Source organism: Staphylococcus hominis subsp. hominis (assembly GCF_002901845.1).
GTDB classification, from domain to species: domain Bacteria; phylum Bacillota; class Bacilli; order Staphylococcales; family Staphylococcaceae; genus Staphylococcus; species Staphylococcus hominis.
Window position 1 is genome coordinate 245,658 of record NZ_PPQE01000025.1, and the last position, 26,327, is coordinate 271,984.

The window sequence follows — 26,327 nt, forward strand, 5'->3', positions numbered from 1 at the left end:
TGAAGGACTTATTCATATTTCAGAGATTATGGATGATTACGTCCATAATCTAAAAAAATTTCTATCAGAAGGTCAAATTGTAAAAGCTAAAATTCTTTCTATAGACGATGAAGGAAAGCTTAATTTGTCACTTAAAGATAATGATTACTTTAAGAATTATGAACGAAAAAAAGAAAAACAGTCTGTATTAGATGAAATTAAAGAGACAGAAAAGTATGGGTTTCAAACGCTTGAAGAACGCCTACCGGTCTGGATTAAGCAGTCTAAACGTGCAATTCGTAATAATAATTGAATGACTGTTAACACGTTAAAACGTTACTTTTTTAAGTAACGTTTTTTATTATGTTAATATATTACCAAATATAAAAAGATGATTAATGCATATAAGCATAAAAGTAGAGACGTAAAAATGTTCATGTTATAGTTTGAAAATAATAAAACTAAAAGATTTAGAAAGGAATTACTTATGAATAATAAATATAAAAAATTATTTGAAGCTGTTACATTACCAAACGGTGTATCATTAAGAAATCGCTTTGTACTTGCACCTTTAACACATACATCATCAAATGATGATGGTACCATTTCAGATGTCGAAATTTCTTACATTGAGAAACGTGCCAAAGATGTAGGTCTTGCAATTAATGCTGCAAGTAATGTAAATGATATTGGTAAAGCCTTCCCAGGCCAACCCTCTGTCGCACACGATTCAGATATCCAAGGTTTAAAACGCTTAGCGACAGCAATGAAGAAAAATGGCGCAAAAGCATTAGTCCAAATTCATCATGGTGGTGCACAAGCTTTACCTGAATTGACTCCTAATGGAGATGTTGTGGCACCAAGTCCCGTTTCAATGAAAAGTTTTGGTCAACAACAGGAACATCATGCGAGAGAAATCACTACTGAAGAAATCGAACAAACAATTAAAGATTTCGGTGAAGCTACACGCCGTGCCATTGAAGCTGGGTTTGACGGCGTAGAAATACATGGAGCGAACCATTACTTAATTCATCAATTCTTCTCTCCATACTATAATCGTCGTGAAGATGAATGGGGAGACCATTTAAAATTCCCACTTGCAGTGATTGATGAAGTATTAAAAGTTAAGGAAACTTATGCAAATAAAGATTTTATTGTAGGTTATAGATTATCACCAGAAGAAGCAGAATCGCCTGGTATTTCAATGGAACACACAGAAAAATTAATTAAAACAATTACGAAAAAAGCGATTGATTATGTTCATATTTCAATTATGGATATTCATTCACAAACACGTGAGGGTAAATATGAAGGAGAAGAACGTCTAAAACTTATCCATCAATGGGTAGATGGACGTATACCAGTCATTGGTATAGGTTCTGTATTTAGTGCTGATGATGCTTTAGATGCAGTAGAATCGACAGGTATTGAACTCGTAGCATTAGGTCGTGGCATTCTTCTAGATTATAACTTTGTCAATAAAATTGAAGAGGGTAAAGAAGAGGAAATCATCTCATACTTTGATCCAAATCGTGAAGATAAACATGCGTTACCACCAAATTTATGGGAACAATTTAATAAAGGATTTTATCCGTTACCTCGTAAAGATAAATAATTAATAAAATATGAAATAGTTTGGTAGTGAGACAGAATTCATTATGAATTTTGTCCACTACCTTTTTTTATTAAGAGAAAAAAGTTTATATCAAAATTTTAGATAATAGAAATAATTTACTTGTAAAATGTCAAGGGGATATGTCATTATGTTTGTAAGGGCTTTCATTTATGGAGTTAGAGAGAATTTAATATTTTAAAATAGAGTTTCGAAAGCCAGTAAATATAGTGATTAGTTTTAATATAACAATAAGCAAAGGGGAGATATTATGACTAAATCTGAAAAAATTATTGAACTAACAAACCATTACGGTGCTCATAACTATGTGCCGCTACCAATTGTTGTTTCAGAAGCAGAGGGAATTTGGGTTACTGATCCAGAAGGTAATAAATATATAGATATGTTATCGGCATATTCAGCAGTTAACCAAGGTCATCGTCATCCAAAAATTATTCAAGCATTAAAACATCAAGCTGATAGAGTGACACTTGTCTCTCGTGCTTTTCATAGTGATAACTTAGGGGAATGGTACGAAAAAATTTGTAAATTAGCTGGTAAAGATAAAGCACTACCAATGAATACAGGTGCTGAAGCAGTTGAAACAGCATTAAAAGCTGCGCGTCGTTGGGCCTATGACGTTAAAGGTATTGAACCAAATCAAGCTGAGATTATTGCATTTAATGGGAACTTCCATGGTCGTACAATGGCCCCTGTGTCTTTATCATCCGAAGCTGAATATCAACGTGGATATGGTCCTTTACTAGAGGGTTTTCGTAAAGTTGACTTTGGTAATGAAGCACAATTAAAAGAAGCAATTAATGAAAATACAGCAGCTGTTTTAGTTGAACCTATTCAAGGCGAAGCAGGTATTAATATTCCTCCAGAAGGTTATTTGAAAACCATTAGAGATTTATGTAATGAACATAATATTTTGTTTATCGCCGATGAAATTCAAGCTGGATTAGGACGATCTGGAAAATTATTTGCATGTGATTGGGATAATGTTAAACCAGATGTATATATTTTGGGTAAAGCACTTGGTGGAGGCGTCTTACCAATTTCAGTTGTATTAGCAGATAACGAGGTGCTTGATGTATTTACACCTGGTTCTCATGGTTCTACTTTTGGTGGCAATCCGCTTGCTTGTGCAGTGTCAATTGCGGCTTTAGATGTCATTATCGATGAAAATTTACCAGAACATTCAAATGAACTAGGTGAATATTTTAAATCAGAATTACAAAAGATTAATCACCCTGCAATTAAAGAAGTTCGTGGACGCGGGTTATTCATTGGTATGGAATTACACGAAAGTGCAAGACCATTTTGTGAAGCGTTGAAAGAAAAAGGTTTATTATGTAAAGAAACCCATGATACAGTAATTCGTTTTGCACCACCTTTGGTTATTACTAAAGAAGAATTAGATGAAGCATTAAATCGAATTAGAAGTGTATTTAAGTAAATAGATATGACGTAATATGGCATGATTTAATTTCTTTAAAAAGTATAGGCGTGTTACAATACTTATGAAAGCGAAAACATTTGTGAAAAAAAGAGGCGAAAGTGATTATGACTGAGAATAATAATTTAGTGACTTCTACACAAAGCATCATTAAAGAAGCATTGCATAAATTGGGATTTGATGATGGTATGTATGATTTAATTAAAGAACCATTAAGATTCTTGCAAGTACGTATTCCAGTACGTATGGACGATGGTACAGTTAAAACATTTACTGGATATCGTGCACAACATAATGACGCTGTAGGACCTACTAAAGGTGGCGTTCGTTTCCATCCTGATGTAGATGAAGAAGAAGTCAAAGCTTTATCAATGTGGATGACCTTAAAATGTGGCATTGTCAACTTACCTTATGGTGGAGGTAAAGGTGGTATTGTATGTGATCCACGTCAAATGAGTATTCATGAAGTAGAACGTTTATCACGAGGATATGTACGTGCGATTTCTCAATTTGTAGGACCAACTAAAGATATTCCTGCTCCAGATGTGTTTACAAATTCTCAAATTATGGCTTGGATGATGGATGAATATAGTGCTTTAGATAAGTTTAATTCTCCAGGTTTTATTACTGGTAAGCCAATTGTCTTAGGTGGCTCACAAGGACGTGATCGTTCTACTGCTCTTGGCGTAGTGATTGCTATTGAACAAGCTGCTAAGCGTAGAGGAAAAGAAATTAAAGGGTCACGTATTGTGATTCAAGGCTTTGGGAACGCTGGAAGTTTCTTAGCTAAATTTTTAAATGATATAGGCGCTAAAGTAGTTGGAATTTCAGACGCGTATGGTGCATTACATGATCCTAATGGCTTAGATATCGATTACTTACTAGATCGTCGTGATAGCTTTGGTACTGTAACTAACTTATTTGAAGATACAATTTCAAATAAAGAATTATTCGAACTTGATTGTGATATTTTAGTACCGGCTGCAATTTCAAATCAAATCACAGAAGATAATGCACACGATATTAAAGCTGATATTGTTGTGGAAGCGGCAAATGGACCAACTACTCCAGAAGCTACACGTATTTTAACTGAACGTGATATTTTACTTGTACCAGATGTATTAGCAAGTGCAGGTGGCGTGACAGTGTCTTATTTTGAATGGGTACAAAACAACCAAGGTTATTACTGGTCAGAAGATGAAGTAAATAAAAAATTACGGGAAAAATTAATCGAGGCTTTTGATACTATTTATGAATTAGCACAAAATAGAAAAATTGATATGAGATTGGCAGCTTATATCGTAGGAATTAAACGTACCGCTGAAGCAGCACGTTATCGTGGATGGGCGTAAATATAACTATTAAAAATGAACCTCTCAATGATGAGAAATATATACTCGTCATTGAGAGGTTTTTAAGTAATAAAATTACTCGTTTGGGATAGTAGCTTTATATTTATCAGCAAAATTTGTAAATAGACCGTCAACACCATATTGGTTTAAACGTTGCATATCTGTAGTTTTATCTACTGTATAAGGATGAATTAGGAAACCTAAATCTTTTAAATGCTTAGTGTTTTCAGCGTTTAAACTAGTATAATCTGGGCCGACACCTATGGCATATGAGTGAATATGTTGTAAATCCGCTTCACTTTGTTGTTGCAATTCATTTTTATCAAGTAATTGAATCAATGGTACGCTTGAATCTAATTGGTGCATTTTTTGTAAACTTTCTTCTGAGAAAGATTGAATTAATATATGTCCATGATTTAAAGAGTTACCAGTTAACATGTGATGTTTTTTTAACGTTTCAAGTAGTTGTTCTTCCATACCTGGATATACATTAGGATTTTTAGTTTCAATATAATAATTAGCCTTTGTACCGTATCGAGATAAAATTTCATCTAGAGTAGGGACTTTAGCATTTTTATATTCTGGTTTCGCATATTCAGGGTGAGCATTGTTAAACCATGACCCAGCATCTAGTTGTTTAAGTTGTGCGAGTGTATAGTCTTCGACACGACCTGTACCGGTTGTTGTACGATCAACGGTTTCGTCATGCATTGCTACAAGTTGTCCATCTTTCGTACGTTGTAAGTCTAATTCAATATACGACGCCTCTAACTCATTATGACTTTTATCATATGCATACAACGTATGTTCCGGTGCATAGCCACTTGCACCTCTATGAGCGATAGTCGTAAAACGTTCGCCAGTTAAGTTGGTCATCCAATTCGAATGATCTTGATTACGATGTTTACTAATCGCTACTGACGTATATTTATTTTGTGATTGATTAAACTGTTGATGTGCTGTAGCAGAATTAGAAGCATTGCTATGGTTGTTATGATTATTATTTGCTTCTACTGGATTATATAATGTTACTAAACCGATAGTGGCTATTGCTAAACTAGATATCATTGCTTTTTTAGAAACCTTCAAAAAACTCATCCTCTCAATTCAATTTAAAAATACATTAAAACTTTAGCAAAGAGAAGAAATTTTTAGAATAATTTTTTCAAAATTTTAGCAAAACTATTAATTTATTAACAATAAATATAGAGAAAGTTAAAATAATTAAATTAAATTTAACTAAAAATGAGTCTCGCCCAATTACTTTGTATGTATATGTAATTTTACAGTGAAATATTTAAAAAAATAAGGCACTTTCGTATAATTTAATAAACAACACTAAACTAAATTAACGAAGTACCTTATGTATAAAAATTCTAACATGACTTAACTGACTCTACGAAAGGAAACTTCAGTACTTATTCTCACAAATGATGTGATCTTCACAAAATCAAACCCCTTCTTATAAAACGATTAAGCGATTTAGAGTTAATCCTCAAGTAGATGCTTTATTAGAATCTTTATTTATTCGATTCATAGTCATTTAATAATAGTATTCATTATTGTTTTAAAATATTTTCTGCAACGTTCAATTGATGACGCACAGCATCTTGGCCTGTAGAACCATAACTTTTTCTTCTATTTAAACAATTTTCTGGTTTTAAGTAATCATATACATCTTCTTCGATTTTATCATTTAATTCTTGATAACGTTCAAATGGTACATCTAATAAATAGATGCCTTGTTGAATACATTCAAAGACAATTTTTCCTACAATTTCATGTGCTGTTCTAAACGGTACATTTTTATCTACTAAATAATCTGCAAGTTCTGTTGCGTTAGAGAAATCTTGATGCACTGTTTCATTTAAACGATTTGTATTAACCGTTAACGTATTAAGCATGCCCTCAAAAATACGTAAAGAACCTTTAATCGTACGAACAGAATCAAATAAACCTTCTTTATCCTCTTGTAAGTCTTTATTATATGCAAGAGGCAAGCCTTTCAATGTGACAAGCATACTCATTAAATGTCCTGTCGTACGTCCAACTTTACCACGAATGAGTTCAGCCATATCTGGATTTTTCTTTTGAGGCATAATAGATGAACCAGTAGAAAATGCATCAGATAGTGTAATAAATTTCGCTTCATCCGTAGACCAAAAAATAATTTCTTCTGCAAAACGTGATAGGTGAGTCATTGTTAATGATATATTATGCAATGTTTCAATAATGTAATCACGATCACTCACTGCATCAAGACTATTTTCATAAATATATTCAAAACCAAGTAATTCTTGAGTTTCATGTCTATCGATAGGATGTGTAGTGCCACTCAATGCTGCAGCGCCAAGAGGAGATATATCAATACGTTTTAAACTATCTGCAAAACGTGTATAGTCTCTTTCCAACATCCAAAAATATGTCATAATGTGATGAGCGAAAGAAATAGGTTGAGCACGTTGTAAGTGCGTATAACCTGGCATAATCGTTTCTACGTGAGATTTTGCTAGAGTTAAAATAGACTCTTGGAATGAACGAATAAGTGCTTGAATCTCAATGACCTGTTTTTTTACATAGAGATGTAAGTCTGTTGCTACTTGATCATTTCTGCTACGACCTGTGTGTAACTTGCCACCTGGATCTCCAATGCGTTGTATCAGTTCGTGTTCGATATTTAAATGTATATCTTCTAAAGCATGTTTAAATTCAATATTATGGTTATGAAAATCTGCCTGTATATCTTTCAAACCTTTTACGATGGCATTTTTTTCTTCTTCAGAAATAATGTTTTGGTGTGCAAGCATTGTTGCATGTGCAATACTACCTTGAATATCCTCATCTAAAAGCGTTTGGTCAAAGTCAATAGAAGCATTAAACGCATCTACCCACTCTTCAGGTTGTTGTTGAAAACGACCTCCCCATGCTTTATTACTCATTACTATAACCTCCATGTAAATAAGCATTTACTTGTGTTGGCAGTCCATAAATATCAATAAAGCCGACTGCAGCTGATTGATCAAAAGCATCTTCTTTAGTATAAGTTGCTAACTTTTCATCATAAAGTGTATAAGGCGATTTTCTACCATTAACAATAGCATTACCTTTAAATAATTTAACTCTGACATCTCCTTCAACATAGTGTTGAGTGCTATCGATAAATTGCTTTAGACTGTCTGTTAAAGGTGAGAACCATAAACCATTATATGTTTGTTCAGCAAATTGTTTTTCAATGACTGGTTTAAAATGCGCCACATCTTTAGTTAATGTTAATGTTTCTAAAGATTTATGAGCTTTTAATATAACTTCAGCACCTGGTGTTTCATATACTTCACGTGATTTTATACCAACTAAACGATTCTCTACGTGATCGATACGTCCGATACCATGTTTACCAGCTAAATCATTTAATGTTAGAATTAGCTGATCTAAATCATAGTCTTTATGGTTAAGTTGAACAGGAACACCATTTTTAAATGATAAGATAATTTCATCTGGTGTATCTGGTGTATCCTCTAATTCAGCAGTTAAATCATATGCATCTTTCGGTGGAGCAGCATAGGGATCTTCTAAAATACCACATTCATTTGCACGACCCCATAAATTTTGATCGATTGAATAAGGTGAATCATGATTAATACTTACAGGAATACCATGTTTGATTGCATAGTCGATTTCTTCTTCACGACTCCAGCCCCACTCTCTAACAGGAGCAAATGTTTTCAAATTAGGGTTAAGTGCTTTAATTGCTACTTCAAAACGTACTTGATCATTACCTTTACCAGTACAACCATGTGCAATACCGATTGACTTTGTTTGTTCAGCAATTTCTACTAATTTCTTCGCTATTAAGGGTCTTGAAAGCGCAGATACTAAAGGATAACTATTTTCATACATTAAATTTCCTTTTATTGCATAACTTACATAATCTTCACTAAATTCCTTAGTTGCATCAATAATATGACATTCGACGGCGCCCATGTCTAATGCTTTAGAATAAACAACATCTAAATCTTTACCTTCGCCAACATCTAAACATACTGCCACTACGTCATACCCTTTATCTATAAGCCATTTAACAGCTACACTAGTATCTAATCCACCTGAATAAGCTAAAACAATTTTATCTTTCATATTGTCACCTCTAAGTTTTCTGAAAATTGATATAATTCTATACTAACAGATTTATTATGAAAATAAAACCATTTTTTTACATATTTATACAAAATAAAGATAATTGAAATATTATTAATCATCTATTGTTATTTCTATATTCATTGAATATTACTACAACTAAAGAGTTGATTGCTATTTCAATTGTGTATTCATTACAAGGTAAAGTAATTCAATGATTCTAAAAAAAAACAGACTATTTTTTGAATAATTGAACTTGTTCATTGAATAGATAACTTAAAGTTAGTAAAATGAAACTAATTCATAAACATTGGAGGATCTATAAATGACTCATATTCAATTAGATTATGGCAAAACGTTAGAATTTTTTGGTCAACATGAACTTGATCAACAAAAAGATATTGTAAAAACAATTCATAAAACGATTCATGAAGGAACGGGTGCTGGAAGCGACTTTTTAGGTTGGGTAAATTTACCTGAAGATTACGATAAAGAAGAGTTTTCTAGAATTCAAAAAGCAGCGAAACATATTCAATCGAATTCAGATGTATTGGTAGTTATCGGAATTGGCGGTTCATATTTAGGTGCACGTGCTGCAATTGAAATGCTTACTTCATCTTTCCGTAACAATACAGAATATCCTGAAATTGTATTTGTAGGAAATCACTTATCTTCAAGTTATACACAAGAATTAGTGAATTACTTGTCTGATAAAGACTTTTCAGTAAATGTGATTTCTAAATCAGGCACAACGACTGAGCCTGCTGTAGCATTTAGATTGTTTAAACAATTAGTTGAAGAAAAATATGGTAAAGACGAAGCAAAAAAACGTATCTTTGCTACAACTGATAAAGCAAAAGGTGCATTGAAACAATTAGCAGATAATGAAAGTTATGAAACATTTGTTGTACCTGATGATGTAGGTGGTCGTTATTCAGTATTAACTGCGGTAGGATTATTACCAATTGCAACTGCAGGTATTGATATTGAAGCAATTATGAATGGAGCAAATAAAGCTCGTAAAGAACTATCATCTGAAAATTTAGAAGAGAATATTGCATATCAATATGCAACAATTCGAAATGTTCTTTATAGTAAAGGTTATACAACTGAGATGTTAATTAACTACGAACCATCTATGCAGTACTTTAATGAATGGTGGAAACAGTTATACGGTGAATCTGAAGGTAAAGACTTTAAAGGTATTTATCCTTCAAGCGCAAACTATACTACTGATTTACATTCATTAGGTCAGTATGTTCAAGAAGGACGCCGTTTCTTATTTGAAACTGTTGTAAAAGTAAATCAACCTAAACATGATATTACAATTGAAAAAGATGATGACGATTTAGATGGCTTAAATTATTTAGCTGGAAAAACAATCGATGAAGTTAATACAAAAGCATTTGAAGGTACATTATTAGCTCATACTGATGGTGGCGTTCCTAATATCGTTGTGAATATCCCACGTTTAGATGAAGAAACATTCGGTTATGTCGTTTACTTCTTTGAATTAGCTTGTGCGATGAGTGGCTATCAATTAGGTGTTAATCCATTTAACCAACCTGGCGTAGAAGCTTATAAACAAAATATGTTTGCTTTACTTGGTAAACCAGGTTATGAGGATAAGAAAAAAGAATTAGAAGAACGTTTATAATATCAACATAAATTTAAATAAAATAATCATTTAAAGCCTAGGACACGATGAGCTGTCTTAGGCATTTTTAATATATTGGCAGTCAATGACTCAATTGAATATATACTTATATCAATCTTTTTTAGCATATAGACTTTCATAAAAAGAAGTTTTTGTTTAACGTAAGATGGGGTCAAGAGAAAAGGATTGAATTCGTTGTGAATTCAGTCTCATTCTTTTTTAAAAGATTAATATGACTAATGTTAAATCTGTTATCTAGTACTTGTGACTGATTTCTTAGTGAATTAATAGTTTTTTTAAGAAAAGAGTGTAAAATAATTTTATACTCAATAGAGAATGATGAAATTTCAAGAAAGGATTTGATGATATAGTGTTTCATCAAATTGAACATTGGTTTAATGTGTTACAACAATTAGGATACTTTGCAGGTTTTATTATTCTCTATTTAAGAGCTATAATTCCTGTTTTTCCTTTAACTCTCTATGTCATCTTAAATGTTCATATTTATGGTTTTATTACAGGAACTATTATTAGTTGGTTAGGGATCGTCGCTGGAACATTTACTGTATTTTATTTTTGTAGGAAATTCGTTGATACATCTTTTATGCAAAGAGTTAAAGCAAAAAAAGGTGTGAAAAAACTCACACATTTTATAGATAAACAAGGACTTGTTCCTATTTTTATATTAATGTGTTTTCCATTTACACCTAATACAGTAGTGAACTTTGTAGCTAGTTTTTCTCATATTAAAATGAAGAATTATTTTATTATTTTATTATTTTCAAAGCTTATTTCCATATCATTTTTAGCGGTGATGGGTAGAGAAGTGACTACATTTTTAACTCATCCTATAAGAGCAATTATTTTAATTATTGTTACTATAGTCATATGGTTTATTGGAAAAAGAGTTGAAAAACATTTTATGGGAACACATGAGGAGTGACATTTTGCGTCAAATTATAAGTACAAGTATATCCATTATTTTAGCAATTATTTTCGTGATGTTTATTCAAATTTTTTTACTAAGAAGCGCAATTGTTCATACTAATGAAATGGCCCCCACTCTAAATAAAAATGATTATATAATGATTAATAAATTGAAAGTGACATTTAATTTATTAAATGAAGGGGATATTATTATGTATCGGCATCATAATCAAATTCATTTTAGCCGTATTATTGGGAAAGCAGGCGAATCGATAGAAATAAGGCATGGTAAATTATATAAAGATGATAGACAAGTGAATAAATATTATGCTAAAAATAGAGATATTAATGATTTCGCATTACGAGATTTAGAAAATACTGATGGGGATATTATTCCACCTGACTCATTTTTAGTGTTGAATGATCATAGTAATACATTAACTGATTCGAGAAGATATGGATTAATTAAAAAAAGTGATGTTATAGGAAATGTATGTCTAAGATATTATCCTTTTAGATCATTCAACTATGAGTTTAATAAATAGATGAGGTGTTATATTTGAAAAAAGAAATAACAGAATGGATTGTTGCGATAGCTGTAGGTTTATTGCTCGTATGGCTTGTAGTCACTTTTGTTGCCAAATCCTATACAATAAAAGGTGACTCAATGGATCCAACATTAAAAGATGGGCAACATGTGATGGTTAACATTTTAGGTTATAAGGTAGGAAACATAAAAAAAGGAAATGTTATTGTCTTCCATGCTAATCAATCTGATGACTATGTTAAAAGAGTAATAGGCGTACCAGGAGATAGTGTGACATATAAAAAAGATCAGCTATATATTAATGGGAAAAAGGTAAATGAGCCTTACTTAGACTATAATGAAAAACATAAACAAGGAGAGTACATTACAGGATCTTTTGAAACTAAGGATCTTCTTAATGCTCATCCTAACTCTAACGTTATTCCTAAAAATAAATACTTAGTATTAGGAGATAACCGTGAAGTTAGTAAAGATAGTAGAGCGTTTGGATTAATAGATAAACAACAAATCGTCGGTAAAGTATCATTTAGATTTTGGCCATTAAATAATTTTAAATTTAATTTTAATCCAGATAAGTAGGATATCAATTTAAAATAAAAGTAGAATGTCAATTCAGGTGAATTCGCATTCTACTTTTATTTTATCTACTTTACTTTTTAAGAACGTATGTTCCGTGGTAAAATGAGTTTAAAGGAGCGTGTAGATAATGGAATTAAATACATATCTTGGAAGAGCTGGTACCGGTAAATCGTATCATATGATTAAAAATATTAAACAACAAATGAAAGAAAATCCTCTTGGAGATCCTATCATTTTAATTGCACCTACCCAAAGTACGTTTCAATTGGAGCAATCTTTCGTAAATGATCGAGAGTTAAATGGGAGTTTAAGAACGGAAGTTTTACATTTTGAGCGTTTGAGCTATAGAATCTTTCAAGAACTCGGAGGATTAACTGAAACACGTTTAACTAAAGCAGCTATTGAAATGATGATATTCAATATCGTTCAACAACACAAATCAGAAATGAAATTATATCAATCTCAAGCAGATTATTATGGTTTTAGTGAAAAATTAAGTGAACAAATCCAAGATTTTAAGAAATATTCTGTAACACCTCATCAACTTGATTTATTTTTAGAAGATAATGAATTACAAACAAGAACCCGACATAAACTAGAAGATATTTCGCTTATTTATCATTATTTTGAAGAACGATTAAATGGAGAATTTATTACCGCTGAAGACAGTCTTAATTATTTTATTGAAATAATGCACAAATCTGAGTGGATTAAGCATGCTGATATTTATATAGATGGATTTTATAACTTTTCAACGCTTGAATATCAAATTATTAAAGCATTAGTACAAAATGCTAAACAAGTTACTATATTATTAACTACAAATGGTAATGAAGATCACTTTAGTATGTTTAGAAAACCTTCTGACGTACTTATTCACTTAAAAGAAATTGCAAATGAATTACATATACCTTTAAATGAACATTATTTTACAACACCATATCGTTTCAAAAATAAGGATTTATTACAATTAGAACAACAATTTGACGCACTTCAAGTTAATCCAACTCAATCCCATGGTTATATTGATTTACTTGAGTCATCGAATATGAGAGAAGAAGTTAATGAAATAGCACGACGTATTATTAAAGATACACGTGATAAACACTTTAGATATCAAGATATTGCAATTTTATATAGAGATGAAACATATGCCTATCTATTTGAATCTATTTTGCCACAATATGATATTCCTTATAATATTGATACTAAAAAATCGATGACACATCATCCTATAATGGAAATGATACGTTCTTTATTAGAAGTTATCCAAAGTAATATGGGACTTAGTCCAATGATGAGACTATTTAAAACCAATATTTTATCTAATCAATTTAAAAATAGTAGTTACTTAATTGATCTATTAGAAAACTTTGTCATTGAACGAGGTATTTACGGTAAAAAATGGTTAGATGATAAATTGTTTAATATCGATAATTTTACAAAAATGGGACGTAAAGCGCATCAATTAACTGAAGAAGAAAAAGAAGCATTTGAAGACGTCGTACGCTTAAAGGATGATGTTGTAAATAAAATACTTCGTTTTGAGAAAGCCATGCTTCACTCTAAAAATGTTAGAGATTATGCAACTGCATTTTATGAAACAATGGAAGCTTTTGATTTGCCTAAATATTTAATGGCCCACCGTGATGAACTAGACTTAAAAGGAGACCATGAGAAAGCAGAAGAAATTGACCAATTATGGAATGGATTAATACAAATATTAGATGATTTAGTCACAGTATTTGAAGAAGAAGAAATGAGTTTAAATCGATTCTTAGAAGTATTTGACATTGGACTTGAGCAACTTGAATTTGTAATGATTCCTCAAACATTGGATCAAGTTAGCATAGGGACTATGGATTTAGCAAAAGTTGATAATAAAAAACATGTTTATATGGTTGGGATGAATGATGGAGTGATGCCACAGCCCTTGTCATCTTCAAGCTTAATCACTGATGAAGAAAAACGTTTGTTAGAGGAACGGGGAAGTGTTGAATTAAGTCCAACCTCTGATATCTTACAAATGGATGAAGCATTTGTATGCTACATTGCTATGACACGTGCATGTGAACAAATGACTTTTTCATATAGTCTTATGGGGATGCAAGGAGATGAAAAAGAGAAAAGTCCATTTTTAAATCAGATTCAAGCACTGTTCAGTAATTTGGATATCAAAAATATTCATTATCTTCATCATGCTTATCCTCTTACATTAATGGAACATCCACATCAAACTAAAATTCATTTATTTGAAGCATTGAAATCGTGGTTGGAAGAAGAAGCGGTAGCAGATACGTGGCTTGATGCTTATAAAGTTATAAGTGAAAATGAAGAATTAAATGACAGTATAAACTATTTATCAACAGCTTTAACATATGATAATGAAACCATTCAACTCACACCACAATTGTCAGAAGCATTATATGGAACGTCTATTAATGCTAGTGTTTCACGATTTGAAGGTTATAATGATTGCCCATTCCAACATTATGCTACTTACGGCCTTCGTCTAAATGAACGTACCAAATATCAACTTGAAAGTTTTGATTTAGGTAATATTTTTCATAATGCTTTAAAATATATTTCGGATAAAGTAAATGGAGAATTTAGTCAATTGGATAATCAGAAAATCCATGCACTTACTGAAGAAGCTCTACAACATGTCTTACCACAAGTGCAATTTAATTTAATGGATTCCAATGCATATTATCGTTATGTATCTAAACGTATAGGTGTCATTGTTGAAAGTACGTTAAAGGCACTTCGTTATCAAAATGAGAATACAAAATTTAGACCAAAACGTTTTGAAACTGCTTTTAGAAAGAAACCAAGAACGGAAGAAGAGTTGATTGCACATCCCTTAATGACGACACAAGGGATACCGATTCATATTCGTGGACAAATTGATCGTATCGATGCTTATACAAAAAATAATACAAGTTTTGTAAATATTATAGATTATAAATCATCTAATCATAGCGCCAATTTAAATTTGAAAAAAGTTTATTATGGTAAACAGATGCAAATGATGACGTATATGGATATCGTATTACAAAATTCAGAGCGGCTTGGTTTAAGTTCAGAGGTTAAACCAGGTGGATTGTTATATTTCCACATTCATGATGAACGTTTGAAATTTGAAAAATGGGGCGATTTAACTGAAGAGGCATTGAATAAGGAAAATATTAATCAAGCTATTCTAAAAGAATATAAATTAAAAGGATTAATCAATAGTGATGCTGAAGTTATAGATGCTATGGATATAAGACTTAACGAGATATCTAAATCAGATATTGTACCCGTGACATTAAAAAAAGATGGAGGTATTAGTGCACGGGGAAGCCAAGTTGCTGATGAAACAACGATTCATAAATTTATTCAACACAATAAAAATAATTTTATTGAGACTGCTTCAAATATTATGGATGGTCACACAGAAGTAGCTCCACTTAAATTTGAAGACAAATTACCATGTGAATTTTGTAGTTTCCAGTCAGTATGTCACGTAGATAGTCTTATTGATAGTAAACATTATCGCCATGTAGATGAATCGATTAATCCAATTCAAGCAATTCAAGAGGTCGAATTAGAAAGCGGTGAGGACAATGAATAATATTCCAGTAAAACCTAAAGATGCACAATGGACGGATGCACAATGGAACAGTATATATGCAAAAGGGCAAGATATACTAGTTGCAGCAGCTGCTGGCTCAGGAAAAACAGCTGTTCTAGTTGAACGTATTATTCAAAAAATCTTAAAAGATGAAGTAGATGTTGATAAATTACTTGTAGTGACATTTACGAACTTAAGTGCTAGAGAGATGAAACATCGTGTAGAACAACGTATTCAACAAGCTTCATTAGAGGATCCTAAGAATGAACACTTAAAAAGTCAACGTATAAAAATACATCAAGCTCAAATTTCTACACTGCATAGTTTTTGTTTAAAAGTGATTCAACAACATTATGATGTTATCCAACTAGACCCTAATTTTAGAACGATTAGTGAAGTTGAAAATGTACTTTTATTAGAGCAATCAATTGATGAAGTACTAGAACATCATTATGAAGATCCTGATATTGAATTTTTGACTTTAGTCGAACAACTATCAAATGATAGAAATGACGATAGATTTAGAGAAATTTTAAAACGATTTTATTATTTTAGTATAGCTAATCCTTCACCATTTAAATGGTTAGATTCATTAGTCGATCCTTACGAGAATGATGAGAAGCAACAAGACTACCTTAAAGAATTAAAAATACTAGCAGAAATATATATGAAAGCAGCATTTGACTCACTTCTTGAAGCAGAAAATCTTTTATCCCATTGTAATGCTGTTGAAAAACATTTAGAAGTTGTCCAAAGAGAGAAAATGATATGCCAAAGAATATTAGAAGATGGTGTTTTGAATAGAGATGCACTTCTTAATCATACACCTGAAAAGTTTCCACAAATGTCATCAAAAATAAAAAAAGAAAATGAAGATTTAGAGACACTTGAAGATATTAAATCTTTCTATAAAGAATATAATGAAACCATTCAAAATGTAAAAAATAAATATTTAATGCGTTCAGTAGATGAACTTAAAGACGATATGAAACAGTTAGCGCCTCGGATAAAATATTTAGTTCAAATCATTAAAGATATCATTAATGATTTTGCTAAGAAAAAACGTAGTAGAAATGTACTAGATTTTGCAGATTATGAACATTTTGCCTTACAAATATTAACAGATGAAAACGGGACGCCTTCTACTATCGCTAAAGAGTATCGTCATCAATTTGAAGAAATACTTATTGATGAATATCAAGATACCAATCAGGTACAAGAGGCAATTATATCTACTATCAAACGTGGTGATGAATTAGATGGCAACTTATTTATGGTGGGAGATGTAAAGCAATCTATTTATAAGTTTAGACAAGCGGATCCTACATTGTTTATGAGTAAATATCATCGATTCACTAAAGAAGGGCAACAAACAGGACTTCGAATTGACTTATCTAATAACTTCCGCTCAAGAAAGGAAGTACTTTCAACGACTAATTATCTTTTTGATCATATGATGGATGAATCGGTTGGAGAAATTAATTATGATGCCGATGCACGTTTATATTTCGGAGCTCATTATTATCCAGAAAAAGCAATGCCACTCGAATTACATGCACTTATTAAATCTGAAAATGAGGACATAGATTTAGATAGACAGGAACAAGAAGCATATTATGTAGTTGAACAAGTAAAACATATCCTTGACAATAAACTCGTTTACGATGCGAAAAACAATGCCTATCGTAAAGCAACTTATAAAGATATTGTTATTTTAGAACGTGGAATGAGTAATGCTAGACGTTTGCAAAAAGTATTTAAAGATAATAATATTCCGTTCCATGTTAATAGTAAGGAAGGTTATTTTGAACAAACGGAAGTACGACTAGTACTATCGTTTCTTAGAACGATTGATAACCCATTGCAAGATATTTATCTAGTTGGGTTAATGCGCTCTGTCATTTATCAATTTACTGAAGATGAACTTGCTGAAATTCGAGTAGTCAGTTCAAACGATGATTACTTTTATCAATCAATTTTACACTATATAAAATATGATCAAGCTAACGCACAATTAGTTAATAAATTACGTCGTTTTATTGAAGATATACATTTATATCAAGATTATGGGCAAACACATCCTGTGTATCAGTTAATTGATAAGTTCTATAATGATCATTATGTCATTCAATATTTTAGTGGACTGATTGGTGGTAAAGGCAGACGCGCTAATCTTTTTGGATTGTTTAATAAAGCAATAGAATTTGAAAATTCTACGTTTAGAGGACTTTATCAATTTATAAGATTTATCGATGAATTGATAGAGCGTAAAAAAGATTTTGGTGAAGAAAATGTGATAGGACCTAATGATAATGTAGTTCGAATGATGACAATTCATAGTAGTAAAGGTTTAGAGTTTCCATATGTTATTTATTCTGGTCTTTCTAAGAATTTTAATAAAGAAGATATTCGGAAACCTTTAGTATTAAATCAAAAATATGGTTTAGGAATGGAGTACTATGATTTAACAGACAATATTTCTTATCCATCACTTTCATCTGTAGTTGTTAAATCATTAACAGAAAAAGAATTGATTTCTGAAGAGATGCGTTTAATGTATGTGGCATTAACTCGTGCAAAAGAACAGCTCATTCTAATCGGAACGGTAGATAAAGAAGAAAAGTTAAGAAAGTATGAACGTTTGCCTATTTCAAATCAACTCATTGCACTTCATAAAAGATTATCAGTAGAACGACCTTTTAATCTGGTATATAGTATTTTAGCGAAACACTTATCTCAATCTATCACATCTGATTATCAATTTGAGACATCTATCAATCAATTAGATGACAGTTTGAAACCATATGTAGATTTGAAAATTATTCATTTCGATGAATTATCTTTAATAAGCGATTCAAATGAGACATTACATCGAACTATCAATGATATTGAAGAAGAGGCTCCGAATAATAAAGAAAACGAACAACAAATGATTCATCAATTAACGTTTAAGTATCCATTTATAAAAAATACTCAAAAGCCATCAAAACAATCTGTATCTGAATTAAAACGTCAATTAGAAACTAAAGAAGATGGAACAAGTTACGATAGAGTAAGACAATATCGCATTGGTGCTTATACTTATGAACGTCCTAAATTCTTAAGACAAGAAAGAAAACGTAAAGCTAATGAAATTGGTACATTGATGCATACCGTTATGCAGCATCTTCCATTTAGAGAACAACGATTAACTGAAACAGAGTTAGATGACTATATTCATATGTTAATTGATCAACACATTATTGAAGAAGACGCTAAAAAAGATATCCAATTTGAAAGAATTATGGAATTTATTCGTAGTGACTTATATATGAAAATTGCACAAGCTGATGAAGTATACAGAGAGTTACCATTTGTAGTTAACCAAGCACGTGTAGATGAAATACCAGATTTAGATGAAGATGTCTCCATTATCCAAGGTATGATTGATTTGATTTTTATTAAAGATAACCAATATTATTTTGTAGATTACAAAACAGACGCTTTTAATCGAAGAAGAGGGATGACGGATCAAGAAATTGGAATACAATTACGTGATAAGTATAAAATTCAAATGAAATATTACAAAAACACCTTAGAAACAATACTAAATAAAAGAGTGAACGGCTATTTATATTTCTTCCAATTCGGTGAAATGAGCATTGAAGATGGTTTATAATATCAATCTTATTTTATTTTAGAAAAGATGCGCCAAATTTCTAAAATTTCAGACATATATATTTGTTATTTATTAATAATTAAAGTTATAATATGAAATAAGATATAGATGAGGAGTTGATAATGAATGAAATTTTTATCATTCAAATACAATAACGCTGAATCATATGGCGTTAAAGTAAAGCGTGAAGACGCTGTATGGGATTTAAAACAAATTTTTGCTGAATTTGGTGAAGGAGACTTCCATCCACAAACGTTACTTGAAGGTTTACAACAAAATCAAACACTCGATTTCCAAGAACAAGTACGTAAAGCAGTAGTAGCTGTTGAAAATAGTGGAAAAGCAGATCAGTATAAATTCTCATTTAATGATATTGAATTTTTACCTCCTGTAACACCACCGAACAATGTTATTGCTTTTGGCCGTAACTATAAAGATCATGCTTCTGAGTTAAATCATGAAGTGCAACGTTTATATGTGTTCACTAAAGCAGCTTCTTCTTTAACTGGTGATAACGCAACAATTCCAAATCATAAAGATATTACAGATCAGTTAGATTACGAAGGTGAATTAGGTATTGTTATCGGTAAACATGGCGAAAAGATTCCTAAAGGCTTAGCACTAGATTATGTTTATGGCTATACCATTATTAACGATATTACAGACCGCACTGCTCAAAATGCACAAGATCAAGCATTCTTATCTAAAAGTTTAACAGGTGGTTGCCCAATGGGACCATATATTGTTACTAAAGATGAATTACCTACTCCAGAAAATGTTAATATTGTCACTAAAGTAAATAATGAAATTCGCCAAGATGGAAATACTAGTCAAATGATTAATAAAATTGATGACTTAATTCAAGAAATTTCTAAATATGTTGCTTTACATCCAGGCGATATCATTGCAACCGGTACCCCAGCGGGTGTAGGAGCTGGATTACAACCACCAAAATTCTTACAACCAGGTGATGAAGTTAAAGTCACTATTGATAACATTGGTACTTTGACAACTTATATTGCCAAACAATAATGCTAGTTATGTTTAAAGCGAGAGAAGCTAAGGCTTCTCTTCTTTTTTAATTTTAATACTTAAAAAGTGAAAATGTGTTATGATAATTGAAAGAAAATGATTATAAATATTGGAGGGAATCAAGTTTTGTTACATATGCATATTGTAAGTTGGGTTTTAACCATTGTGTTATACATTATTGCATTTTTACACATTTCAAAATCACAAGGACCAACACCAACTTTTAAATCATTACATATGGGGCTTAGAGTCTTTATGCTCCTTACATTATTCTCAGGATTCTGGGAATTAATTGAAGAGTTTATGGCAGCGAGTCATGGTGAGGGTGGCAACCACATGCTTCTTACTTTAAAAATGTTATGTGGCTTAGGTGTTGTTGCTTTAATGGAAGTATCATTAGCTAAAAGAAAAAAACATGCACCTAGTCATGGCTTATTTTGGGCAACAATTATTTTAATTATTATTACTATGGCTCTTGGAATTATCTTACCATGGGGCCCATTATCTAAAATGTTCGGTTTAAGTTAAGTAAAAAGAATCGTTTGAGTGTCTACTCAAACGATTCTTTTTTATATATTGCGTGCTTTGTAACCAATCATATTGATTAAATCTTTAGGATGACTATAAGGAGGCGCATAGGCAACTTCAAATTCAACCAATTCATCTACTGTAAGTTGATTCATCATAGCCATTGATAAAATATCAATGCGTTTATCGGCGCCTTGTTTTCCAACTGCTGCGGCGCGTAATAATCGTCTATTGTCTTTATTAAAATAGACACGTAAGTGTAGAGGTGTATTACCTGGGTAATATTCTGCGTGTGCACCAGACTTAATCTCAACCATCTCATAATTAAATAGACTTAATTCTTCAGGTTTTATTCCTACGCTCGCAAAAGTGTAGTCAAAAAATTTTACAATATTTGAACCAAGAAAACCTTTAAATGTAATATTTTTATTACCTGAGAGTTGTTCTGCTATAATATTTGCTGCACGATGAGCGCCCCAAGCTAAAGGTACTTGAGCATTCATATTTACATGGCGATAATGTGAGGTGATGACATCACCTAGAGCATAAATATCAGGTATATTTGTTTTAAAGCAATCATCAACAGGAATAAACCCTTTTTTATCTATATGAATATTTGATGAACGTAAAAATGATGAATTAGGATGAGTTCCTATTCCTTCAATAATAATATCAAAATCTTCACGTATACCAGATTTAAAATAAACAGTATGCGCTTGAATTGATTCAATTTCTTCATTTAATCTATATGAAATGTTTCTTTGATCAATTTCGCTAAAAATGGCTACATTCATATCTTGGTCCATTAATTTATTGACTTTATCTGAACGATGAATCCATGTCACATCAAGACCACGTTGATAAAGATTTTCTAATACTTCTAATGAAATGTAACCAGCACCGACAACTAATGCTCGTTTAGCTTTATGACGAGTAATATATTGATCAATTTGGTCCATATCTTCTGCATTTCTTAGAGTGAAAGTAAAGTCATTGGTAAATCCAAGAGTATTCGCACTAGCACCAGGACTTAAAATTAATTTGTCATAAGTTTCATCGAATGTTTCGCCTGTTTGATGATTCAATACACGTACAACATGTTGTTGATCGTTGACTCCAATTACTTCATGATGTGTTTTAACTACAATATTTTTCTTCTCTTTAAAAACGTCTGGTGTAATAGGCAATATTTGATGACGATCAGAAACGAGATGTCCAATATAGTAAGGTAAACCACAATTAGCAAAACTCATATCTCGATCTTTTTCAAAAATGATAATGTCACTTTCTTTATCTAAGCGACGAATTTGACTTGCACATGTTGCGCCCCCAGCAACAGCACCAACTATAATAATTTTAGTCATACATATCCTCCATAACTAAGAAGTAAACAAGTGAGATACAATTATAATCTTTAGAATCTTACTTTAAGTACTCTCATTTTTATTATTGATAAGGTATTTCTAGTTTGAAAAATTCATTTAGGTAACGCCCAATTCCATCTTCGTTATTAGAATAAGTAATATGATTAGCGATATGTTTTAAATCATCTAAACCATTGTCCATAGCAATTCCGTATTGAGCATATTTAATCATTTCTAAATCATTATCTTCATCTCCAAATGCAATAATATTAGAAGAATCTATATTTAAATATGATTTAACATAGTCAATGCCACGAGCTTTACTAATACCTCGTTTTACGATTTCAATAACAGGAAAGGGTGCACCCCAACGACGATGTTCAATATTTTCAGCATAAAAACGAGTTAACATTTGTTTAATACGTGTGATATTCACTTCTTCAGCTTCCACTAATATGGAAGTTGGAGATTCATCAAGTTTTTCTAATAAATTGCCTGTTTGAATTTTAGGATTACCCATTGAAAAACCTTCAAATAATCGAGGATCATGATTATTGATAAAGACACTGTCTCTAACTTCAGCAATAATATTTGTAACATTAGCTTTTTGAAGTGCCTCTATAATACTTCTAGCGATATCTACATCTAATACCTCATGTTTGGTTTCAAAGTCATCTGCTTTTGGATGATGAACGTAGGCACCATTAAAATTAACAATAGGTGTATTCATATTAAGTTCATGATAATATATTTGGCTTGCACGATAAGGACGTCCAGTTGCAATCATTAAGTAATGACCTTGTTTTTGTAAAGAAGTTAAAACTTTTTTTGTATAATCACTAATTTCTTTATTATCATTTAATAATGTTCCATCTAAATCTAAACAAATTAAATAAGGTTTCATAAATATCTCCTTGCATTACGGTTCATAAATATTAGTTTATTTGTATCATAGCATTTTATTGGCGTTTTGTCGGATATTTGATATATTAGTGTAAAGATAATTATGGAGAGGTGATACTAATGGAAGAAGCATTAAAAGATAGTATCCTTGGCGCTTTGGAAATGGTAATTGACCCTGAATTAGGTATAGACATTGTTAATTTAGGTTTAGTATATAAAGTAAACGTTGATGATGAAGGATTATGTACTGTAGAAATGACACTTACATCTATGGGCTGTCCACTTGGACCACAAATCATCGATCAAATTAAGACAGTATTAGCCGAAATTCCAGAGATTCAAGATACAGAAGTTAATATTGTTTGGAATCCGCCATGGAATAAAGATATGATGTCTAGATATGCAAAAATCGCATTAGGCGTTGGATAAATTTAAGCGAGCTCGATAGCATTAATGTATGAAGCTATTTATTATGAAGCGCTAGATACAATATTTAATAGAGAGTAGGGGATGAATTTTTCTTCTACTCTCTTTTTTAATATATAAGAATGTGACAATTTTATTTTTAAATGAGTAAAAAAGAAATGACACAATTGTAATATAAATTGAATTTACTTCTAGGTTATACTACAATACATAAGACTTATATCTTAGGAAAAGTATAATTTTCAACAATTAAGAATTAATCAATGAAAATGAATTTATATTTTATTTAATTGTATATCAAGTTTTCAGTCAACTTAGTATAAAACACAGAATCATATTATACAGTGTATTAAATTCATAGACTATAGAATGACCAATCATACATATAAACTTCTATAATTAACTTTATTGTTATTCTGATTTTAGTGCTTTTATATCTAATGAATTTATTGAAAATTTATTATTTAATAGGGAAAGAATGTGAACAATGAAACAAAATTTAGAAAAGGGCGTGCATGATAAAACAAAAATGCGCTATATGCCTGGTTTAGATGGTCTAAGAGCAATTGCCGTATTAGGCATCGTTATATATCATTTGAATAGAAAGTGGCTAACTGGAGGTTTTATTGGTGTAGATACTTTCTTCGTTATTTCAGGATATTTAATTACAAGTTTACTTTTGAGAGAGTATGAAGAAAAAGGAATTATTAATCTTAAACAATTTTGGATTAGACGCATAAAACGTCTACTGCCAGCGGTGATAGCTTTATTAATAACAGTAGGTATTGCAACCTTATTATTTGAACCTCAACAAATTATTAGAGTTAAACATGATATTATTGCAGCGCTATTTTATGTTTCAAATTGGTGGTATATCGCTAAAGACGTTAACTATTTTGAACAATTTTCATTCATGCCTCTTAAACATTTATGGTCTCTTGCTATCGAAGAACAATTTTATTTATTTTTCCCATTCATTTTAGTGATATTATTACTTACGATTAAAAAATATCGTAATGTGACACTTATATTTTGGATAGTATCATTGGCCTCTTTATTAGAAATGGTCATTATATCACAACCAAATGTGGGATATTCGCGTGTTTATTTTGGTACAGATACTCGTTTACAAACATTATTATTAGGCGTCATATTGGCGTTTGTTTGGCCACCATTTAAATTAAAAGCTAATCCACCACAACGATTACGTCGTGCAATAGATGGAATTGGTATAGGTAGCCTACTTATCTTAATTATTTTATTCTTTACTGTTAACGACGATAGTGATTGGATATACAATGGTGGGTTTTATTTGATATCTTTAGTGACATTATTTGTTATTGCAAGTGTCGTTCACCCATCTACAATGATTGCTAAATTTCTAGGACATCCTTTGTTAGTGTATATCGGAAAACGTTCATATAGTTTATACTTATGGCATTTCGCCGTCATTAGTTTTCTACATATACATTTTGTTGATGGTCAATTACCAATATATGTATATATCTTAGATATACTATTAACTGTGGTGTTTGCGGAATTATCTTATCGTTATATTGAAACACCATTTAGACGTGAAGGGTTAAGCGCATTTTCTTTTGACCGATTACGTAGACCTAAATTTATAAGAACAATAGTTACTATCATAGCTGTGATTCCATTGCTATTAATATTTATGGGTGCATTTGATCGATTTGGAAAAGATGAAATTGCAAATAAAGCAAACAGTTTTAATACAAGTACTGCTGATAAATATTTAGTTAAAATGATGCCCGGTGAAAATATTAAGTTAAATGGACAAACAAGTAAGAGTGAGAATAAAGATAAATTTTACACTAATATCAGCCCATTACTTATTGGCGATTCAGTTATGGTAGATATTGGTGAAGAATTTAAGTCTCAAGTTCCTAAAGCAACTATAGATGGTAAAGTAGGTCGCCATTTACAAGAAGCTTTGATAGTTGCAAATAATTATACTAATTATAATAAACCATCAAATCAAGTTGTATTAGAACTTGGTACAAATGGAGATTTTACTCAAGATGAGCTTGACCAACTTATTAGTAAATTTGGTAAAGCCAAAATATATTTAGTTAATACAAGGGTACCGAGAAGCTGGCAAGATAATGTAAATAAACAACTTTCAGACGCAGCTAAACGACATAAAAATGTTGTTTTAGTAGACTGGTATAAACGTTCTGCCGGTCATACTGAATATTTTGCATCTGATGGTGTGCACTTAGAACATAGTGGGGTACAAGCATTGTCGGACGAAATACTAAAAAATATGACTAAAAAATAAATAATTAAAAAGGATTAACTAGTTGAGGATGCTCACAAAGTTAATCCTTTTTTAATATTTATGAAAAAATTAAGGTAACAATGTTTAAATAGTAAGGTGATATGATAAATAATGAGTGAAACGTAAATAAATTGCTTGATATGATAGGATTTATTGAATTGTTAAAAAGATGAGTAAAAGTGTTGATTAATTAGCAAAGAAGGTCTATAATGTAATTAAGGTCAAAGAAAGTCAAAGTCAAACAAAGAA

General features: G+C 31.2%; 19 protein-coding genes. 14 read left to right on the top strand and 5 right to left on the bottom strand.

Annotated features, from left to right (window positions below; translation table 11 throughout):
• From ygs to CD034_RS02845, 4 genes are all read left to right on the top strand, one after another.
• Positions 1-292, top strand: a 292-nt coding sequence (gene ygs, locus CD034_RS02830; RefSeq protein ID WP_258026812.1) for a S1 domain-containing post-transcriptional regulator Ygs, incomplete at its 5' end; no start/stop codon positions are given.
• Between the two features lie 174 nt (positions 293-466).
• Entirely contained in the window at positions 467-1,594 is a 1,128-nt protein-coding gene (locus CD034_RS02835) for an NADH-dependent flavin oxidoreductase (RefSeq protein WP_002455544.1), read from the top strand.
• 268 nt (positions 1,595-1,862) lie between these two features.
• Positions 1,863-3,053 carry an ornithine--oxo-acid transaminase gene (locus CD034_RS02840; RefSeq protein WP_002455543.1) on the top strand — a complete coding sequence of 397 codons (1,191 nt, stop codon included), beginning with the start codon at positions 1,863-1,865 and terminating at the stop codon, positions 3,051-3,053.
• Positions 3,054-3,160: 107 nt separating this feature from the next.
• A complete protein-coding gene (locus CD034_RS02845) occupies positions 3,161-4,405 on the top strand; it encodes a Glu/Leu/Phe/Val family dehydrogenase (protein ID WP_103288102.1) in 1,245 nt (414 codons plus the stop codon).
• Positions 4,406-4,480: 75 nt separating this feature from the next.
• Here CD034_RS02845 and CD034_RS02850 read toward each other — a convergent pair whose 3' ends face one another.
• The 3 genes from CD034_RS02850 to CD034_RS02860 form a co-directional block, all read right to left on the bottom strand.
• Positions 4,481-5,473 carry a glycerophosphodiester phosphodiesterase gene (locus CD034_RS02850; protein WP_373364493.1) on the bottom strand — a complete coding sequence of 331 codons (993 nt, stop codon included), beginning with the start codon at positions 5,471-5,473 and terminating at the stop codon, positions 4,481-4,483.
• Positions 5,474-5,964: 491 nt separating this feature from the next.
• Entirely contained in the window at positions 5,965-7,344 is a 1,380-nt protein-coding gene (argH, locus tag CD034_RS02855; RefSeq protein WP_064207494.1) for an argininosuccinate lyase, read from the bottom strand.
• Positions 7,337-8,539, bottom strand: a complete 1,203-nt coding sequence (locus tag CD034_RS02860) for an argininosuccinate synthase (RefSeq protein WP_002448038.1) — start codon at positions 8,537-8,539, stop codon at positions 7,337-7,339. The genes argH and CD034_RS02860 overlap by 8 nt, the downstream gene beginning before the upstream one ends.
• 325 nt (positions 8,540-8,864) lie before the next feature.
• Between CD034_RS02860 and CD034_RS02865 the strand changes: the two genes are divergently transcribed.
• The 8 genes from CD034_RS02865 (at position 8,865) to CD034_RS02900 (ending at position 21,083) form a co-directional block, all read left to right on the top strand.
• On the top strand, positions 8,865-10,196 hold the full coding sequence (locus CD034_RS02865) for a glucose-6-phosphate isomerase (RefSeq protein ID WP_049335137.1): 1,332 nt from the start codon (positions 8,865-8,867) through the stop codon (positions 10,194-10,196).
• A gap of 367 nt (positions 10,197-10,563) precedes the next feature.
• On the top strand, positions 10,564-11,139 hold the full coding sequence (locus CD034_RS02870; RefSeq protein WP_037555865.1) for a TVP38/TMEM64 family protein: 576 nt from the start codon (positions 10,564-10,566) through the stop codon (positions 11,137-11,139).
• A gap of 4 nt (positions 11,140-11,143) precedes the next feature.
• Positions 11,144-11,668: a signal peptidase I gene (gene lepB / locus CD034_RS02875; protein WP_103288103.1), complete on the top strand. Its 525-nt coding sequence runs from the start codon at positions 11,144-11,146 to the stop codon at positions 11,666-11,668.
• A gap of 14 nt (positions 11,669-11,682) precedes the next feature.
• Positions 11,683-12,249, top strand: coding sequence for a signal peptidase I (gene lepB / locus CD034_RS02880; RefSeq protein ID WP_002448121.1), 567 nt, complete (start codon positions 11,683-11,685; stop codon positions 12,247-12,249).
• A 127-nt stretch (positions 12,250-12,376) separates the two neighbouring features.
• Positions 12,377-15,865 (top strand): helicase-exonuclease AddAB subunit AddB, encoded by a 3,489-nt coding sequence (gene addB, locus CD034_RS02885; RefSeq protein ID WP_103288104.1) that lies wholly within the window; start codon positions 12,377-12,379, stop codon positions 15,863-15,865.
• Positions 15,858-19,523 carry a helicase-exonuclease AddAB subunit AddA gene (gene addA, locus CD034_RS02890; RefSeq protein ID WP_103288105.1) on the top strand — a complete coding sequence of 1,222 codons (3,666 nt, stop codon included), beginning with the start codon at positions 15,858-15,860 and terminating at the stop codon, positions 19,521-19,523. Before addB ends, addA begins: the two co-directional genes overlap by 8 nt.
• 126 nt (positions 19,524-19,649) lie before the next feature.
• Positions 19,650-20,555, top strand: coding sequence for a fumarylacetoacetate hydrolase family protein (locus tag CD034_RS02895; RefSeq protein WP_002448089.1), 906 nt, complete (start codon positions 19,650-19,652; stop codon positions 20,553-20,555).
• A gap of 126 nt (positions 20,556-20,681) precedes the next feature.
• Positions 20,682-21,083 carry a YisL family protein gene (locus tag CD034_RS02900; RefSeq protein ID WP_002448252.1) on the top strand — a complete coding sequence of 134 codons (402 nt, stop codon included), beginning with the start codon at positions 20,682-20,684 and terminating at the stop codon, positions 21,081-21,083.
• A gap of 41 nt (positions 21,084-21,124) precedes the next feature.
• Here the strand turns inward: CD034_RS02900 and CD034_RS02905 are convergent, their stop codons facing one another.
• Both CD034_RS02905 and CD034_RS02910 read right to left on the bottom strand, forming a co-directional pair.
• The gene (locus CD034_RS02905) at positions 21,125-22,447 is read right to left on the bottom strand and encodes a CoA-disulfide reductase (protein ID WP_002448071.1); all 1,323 of its coding nucleotides are present in this window, start codon (positions 22,445-22,447) and stop codon (positions 21,125-21,127) included.
• Between the two features lie 82 nt (positions 22,448-22,529).
• On the bottom strand, positions 22,530-23,351 hold the full coding sequence (locus tag CD034_RS02910) for a Cof-type HAD-IIB family hydrolase (protein WP_002455535.1): 822 nt from the start codon (positions 23,349-23,351) through the stop codon (positions 22,530-22,532).
• Between the two features lie 119 nt (positions 23,352-23,470).
• Here CD034_RS02910 and CD034_RS02915 point away from each other — a divergent pair, with 119 nt between their 5' ends.
• Both CD034_RS02915 and CD034_RS02920 read left to right on the top strand, forming a co-directional pair.
• The gene (locus CD034_RS02915; RefSeq protein ID WP_002448080.1) at positions 23,471-23,779 is read left to right on the top strand and encodes a metal-sulfur cluster assembly factor; all 309 of its coding nucleotides are present in this window, start codon (positions 23,471-23,473) and stop codon (positions 23,777-23,779) included.
• A gap of 484 nt (positions 23,780-24,263) precedes the next feature.
• The gene (locus tag CD034_RS02920) at positions 24,264-26,078 is read left to right on the top strand and encodes an acyltransferase family protein (RefSeq protein WP_103288106.1); all 1,815 of its coding nucleotides are present in this window, start codon (positions 24,264-24,266) and stop codon (positions 26,076-26,078) included.
• Positions 26,079-26,327 lie beyond the last annotated feature (249 nt).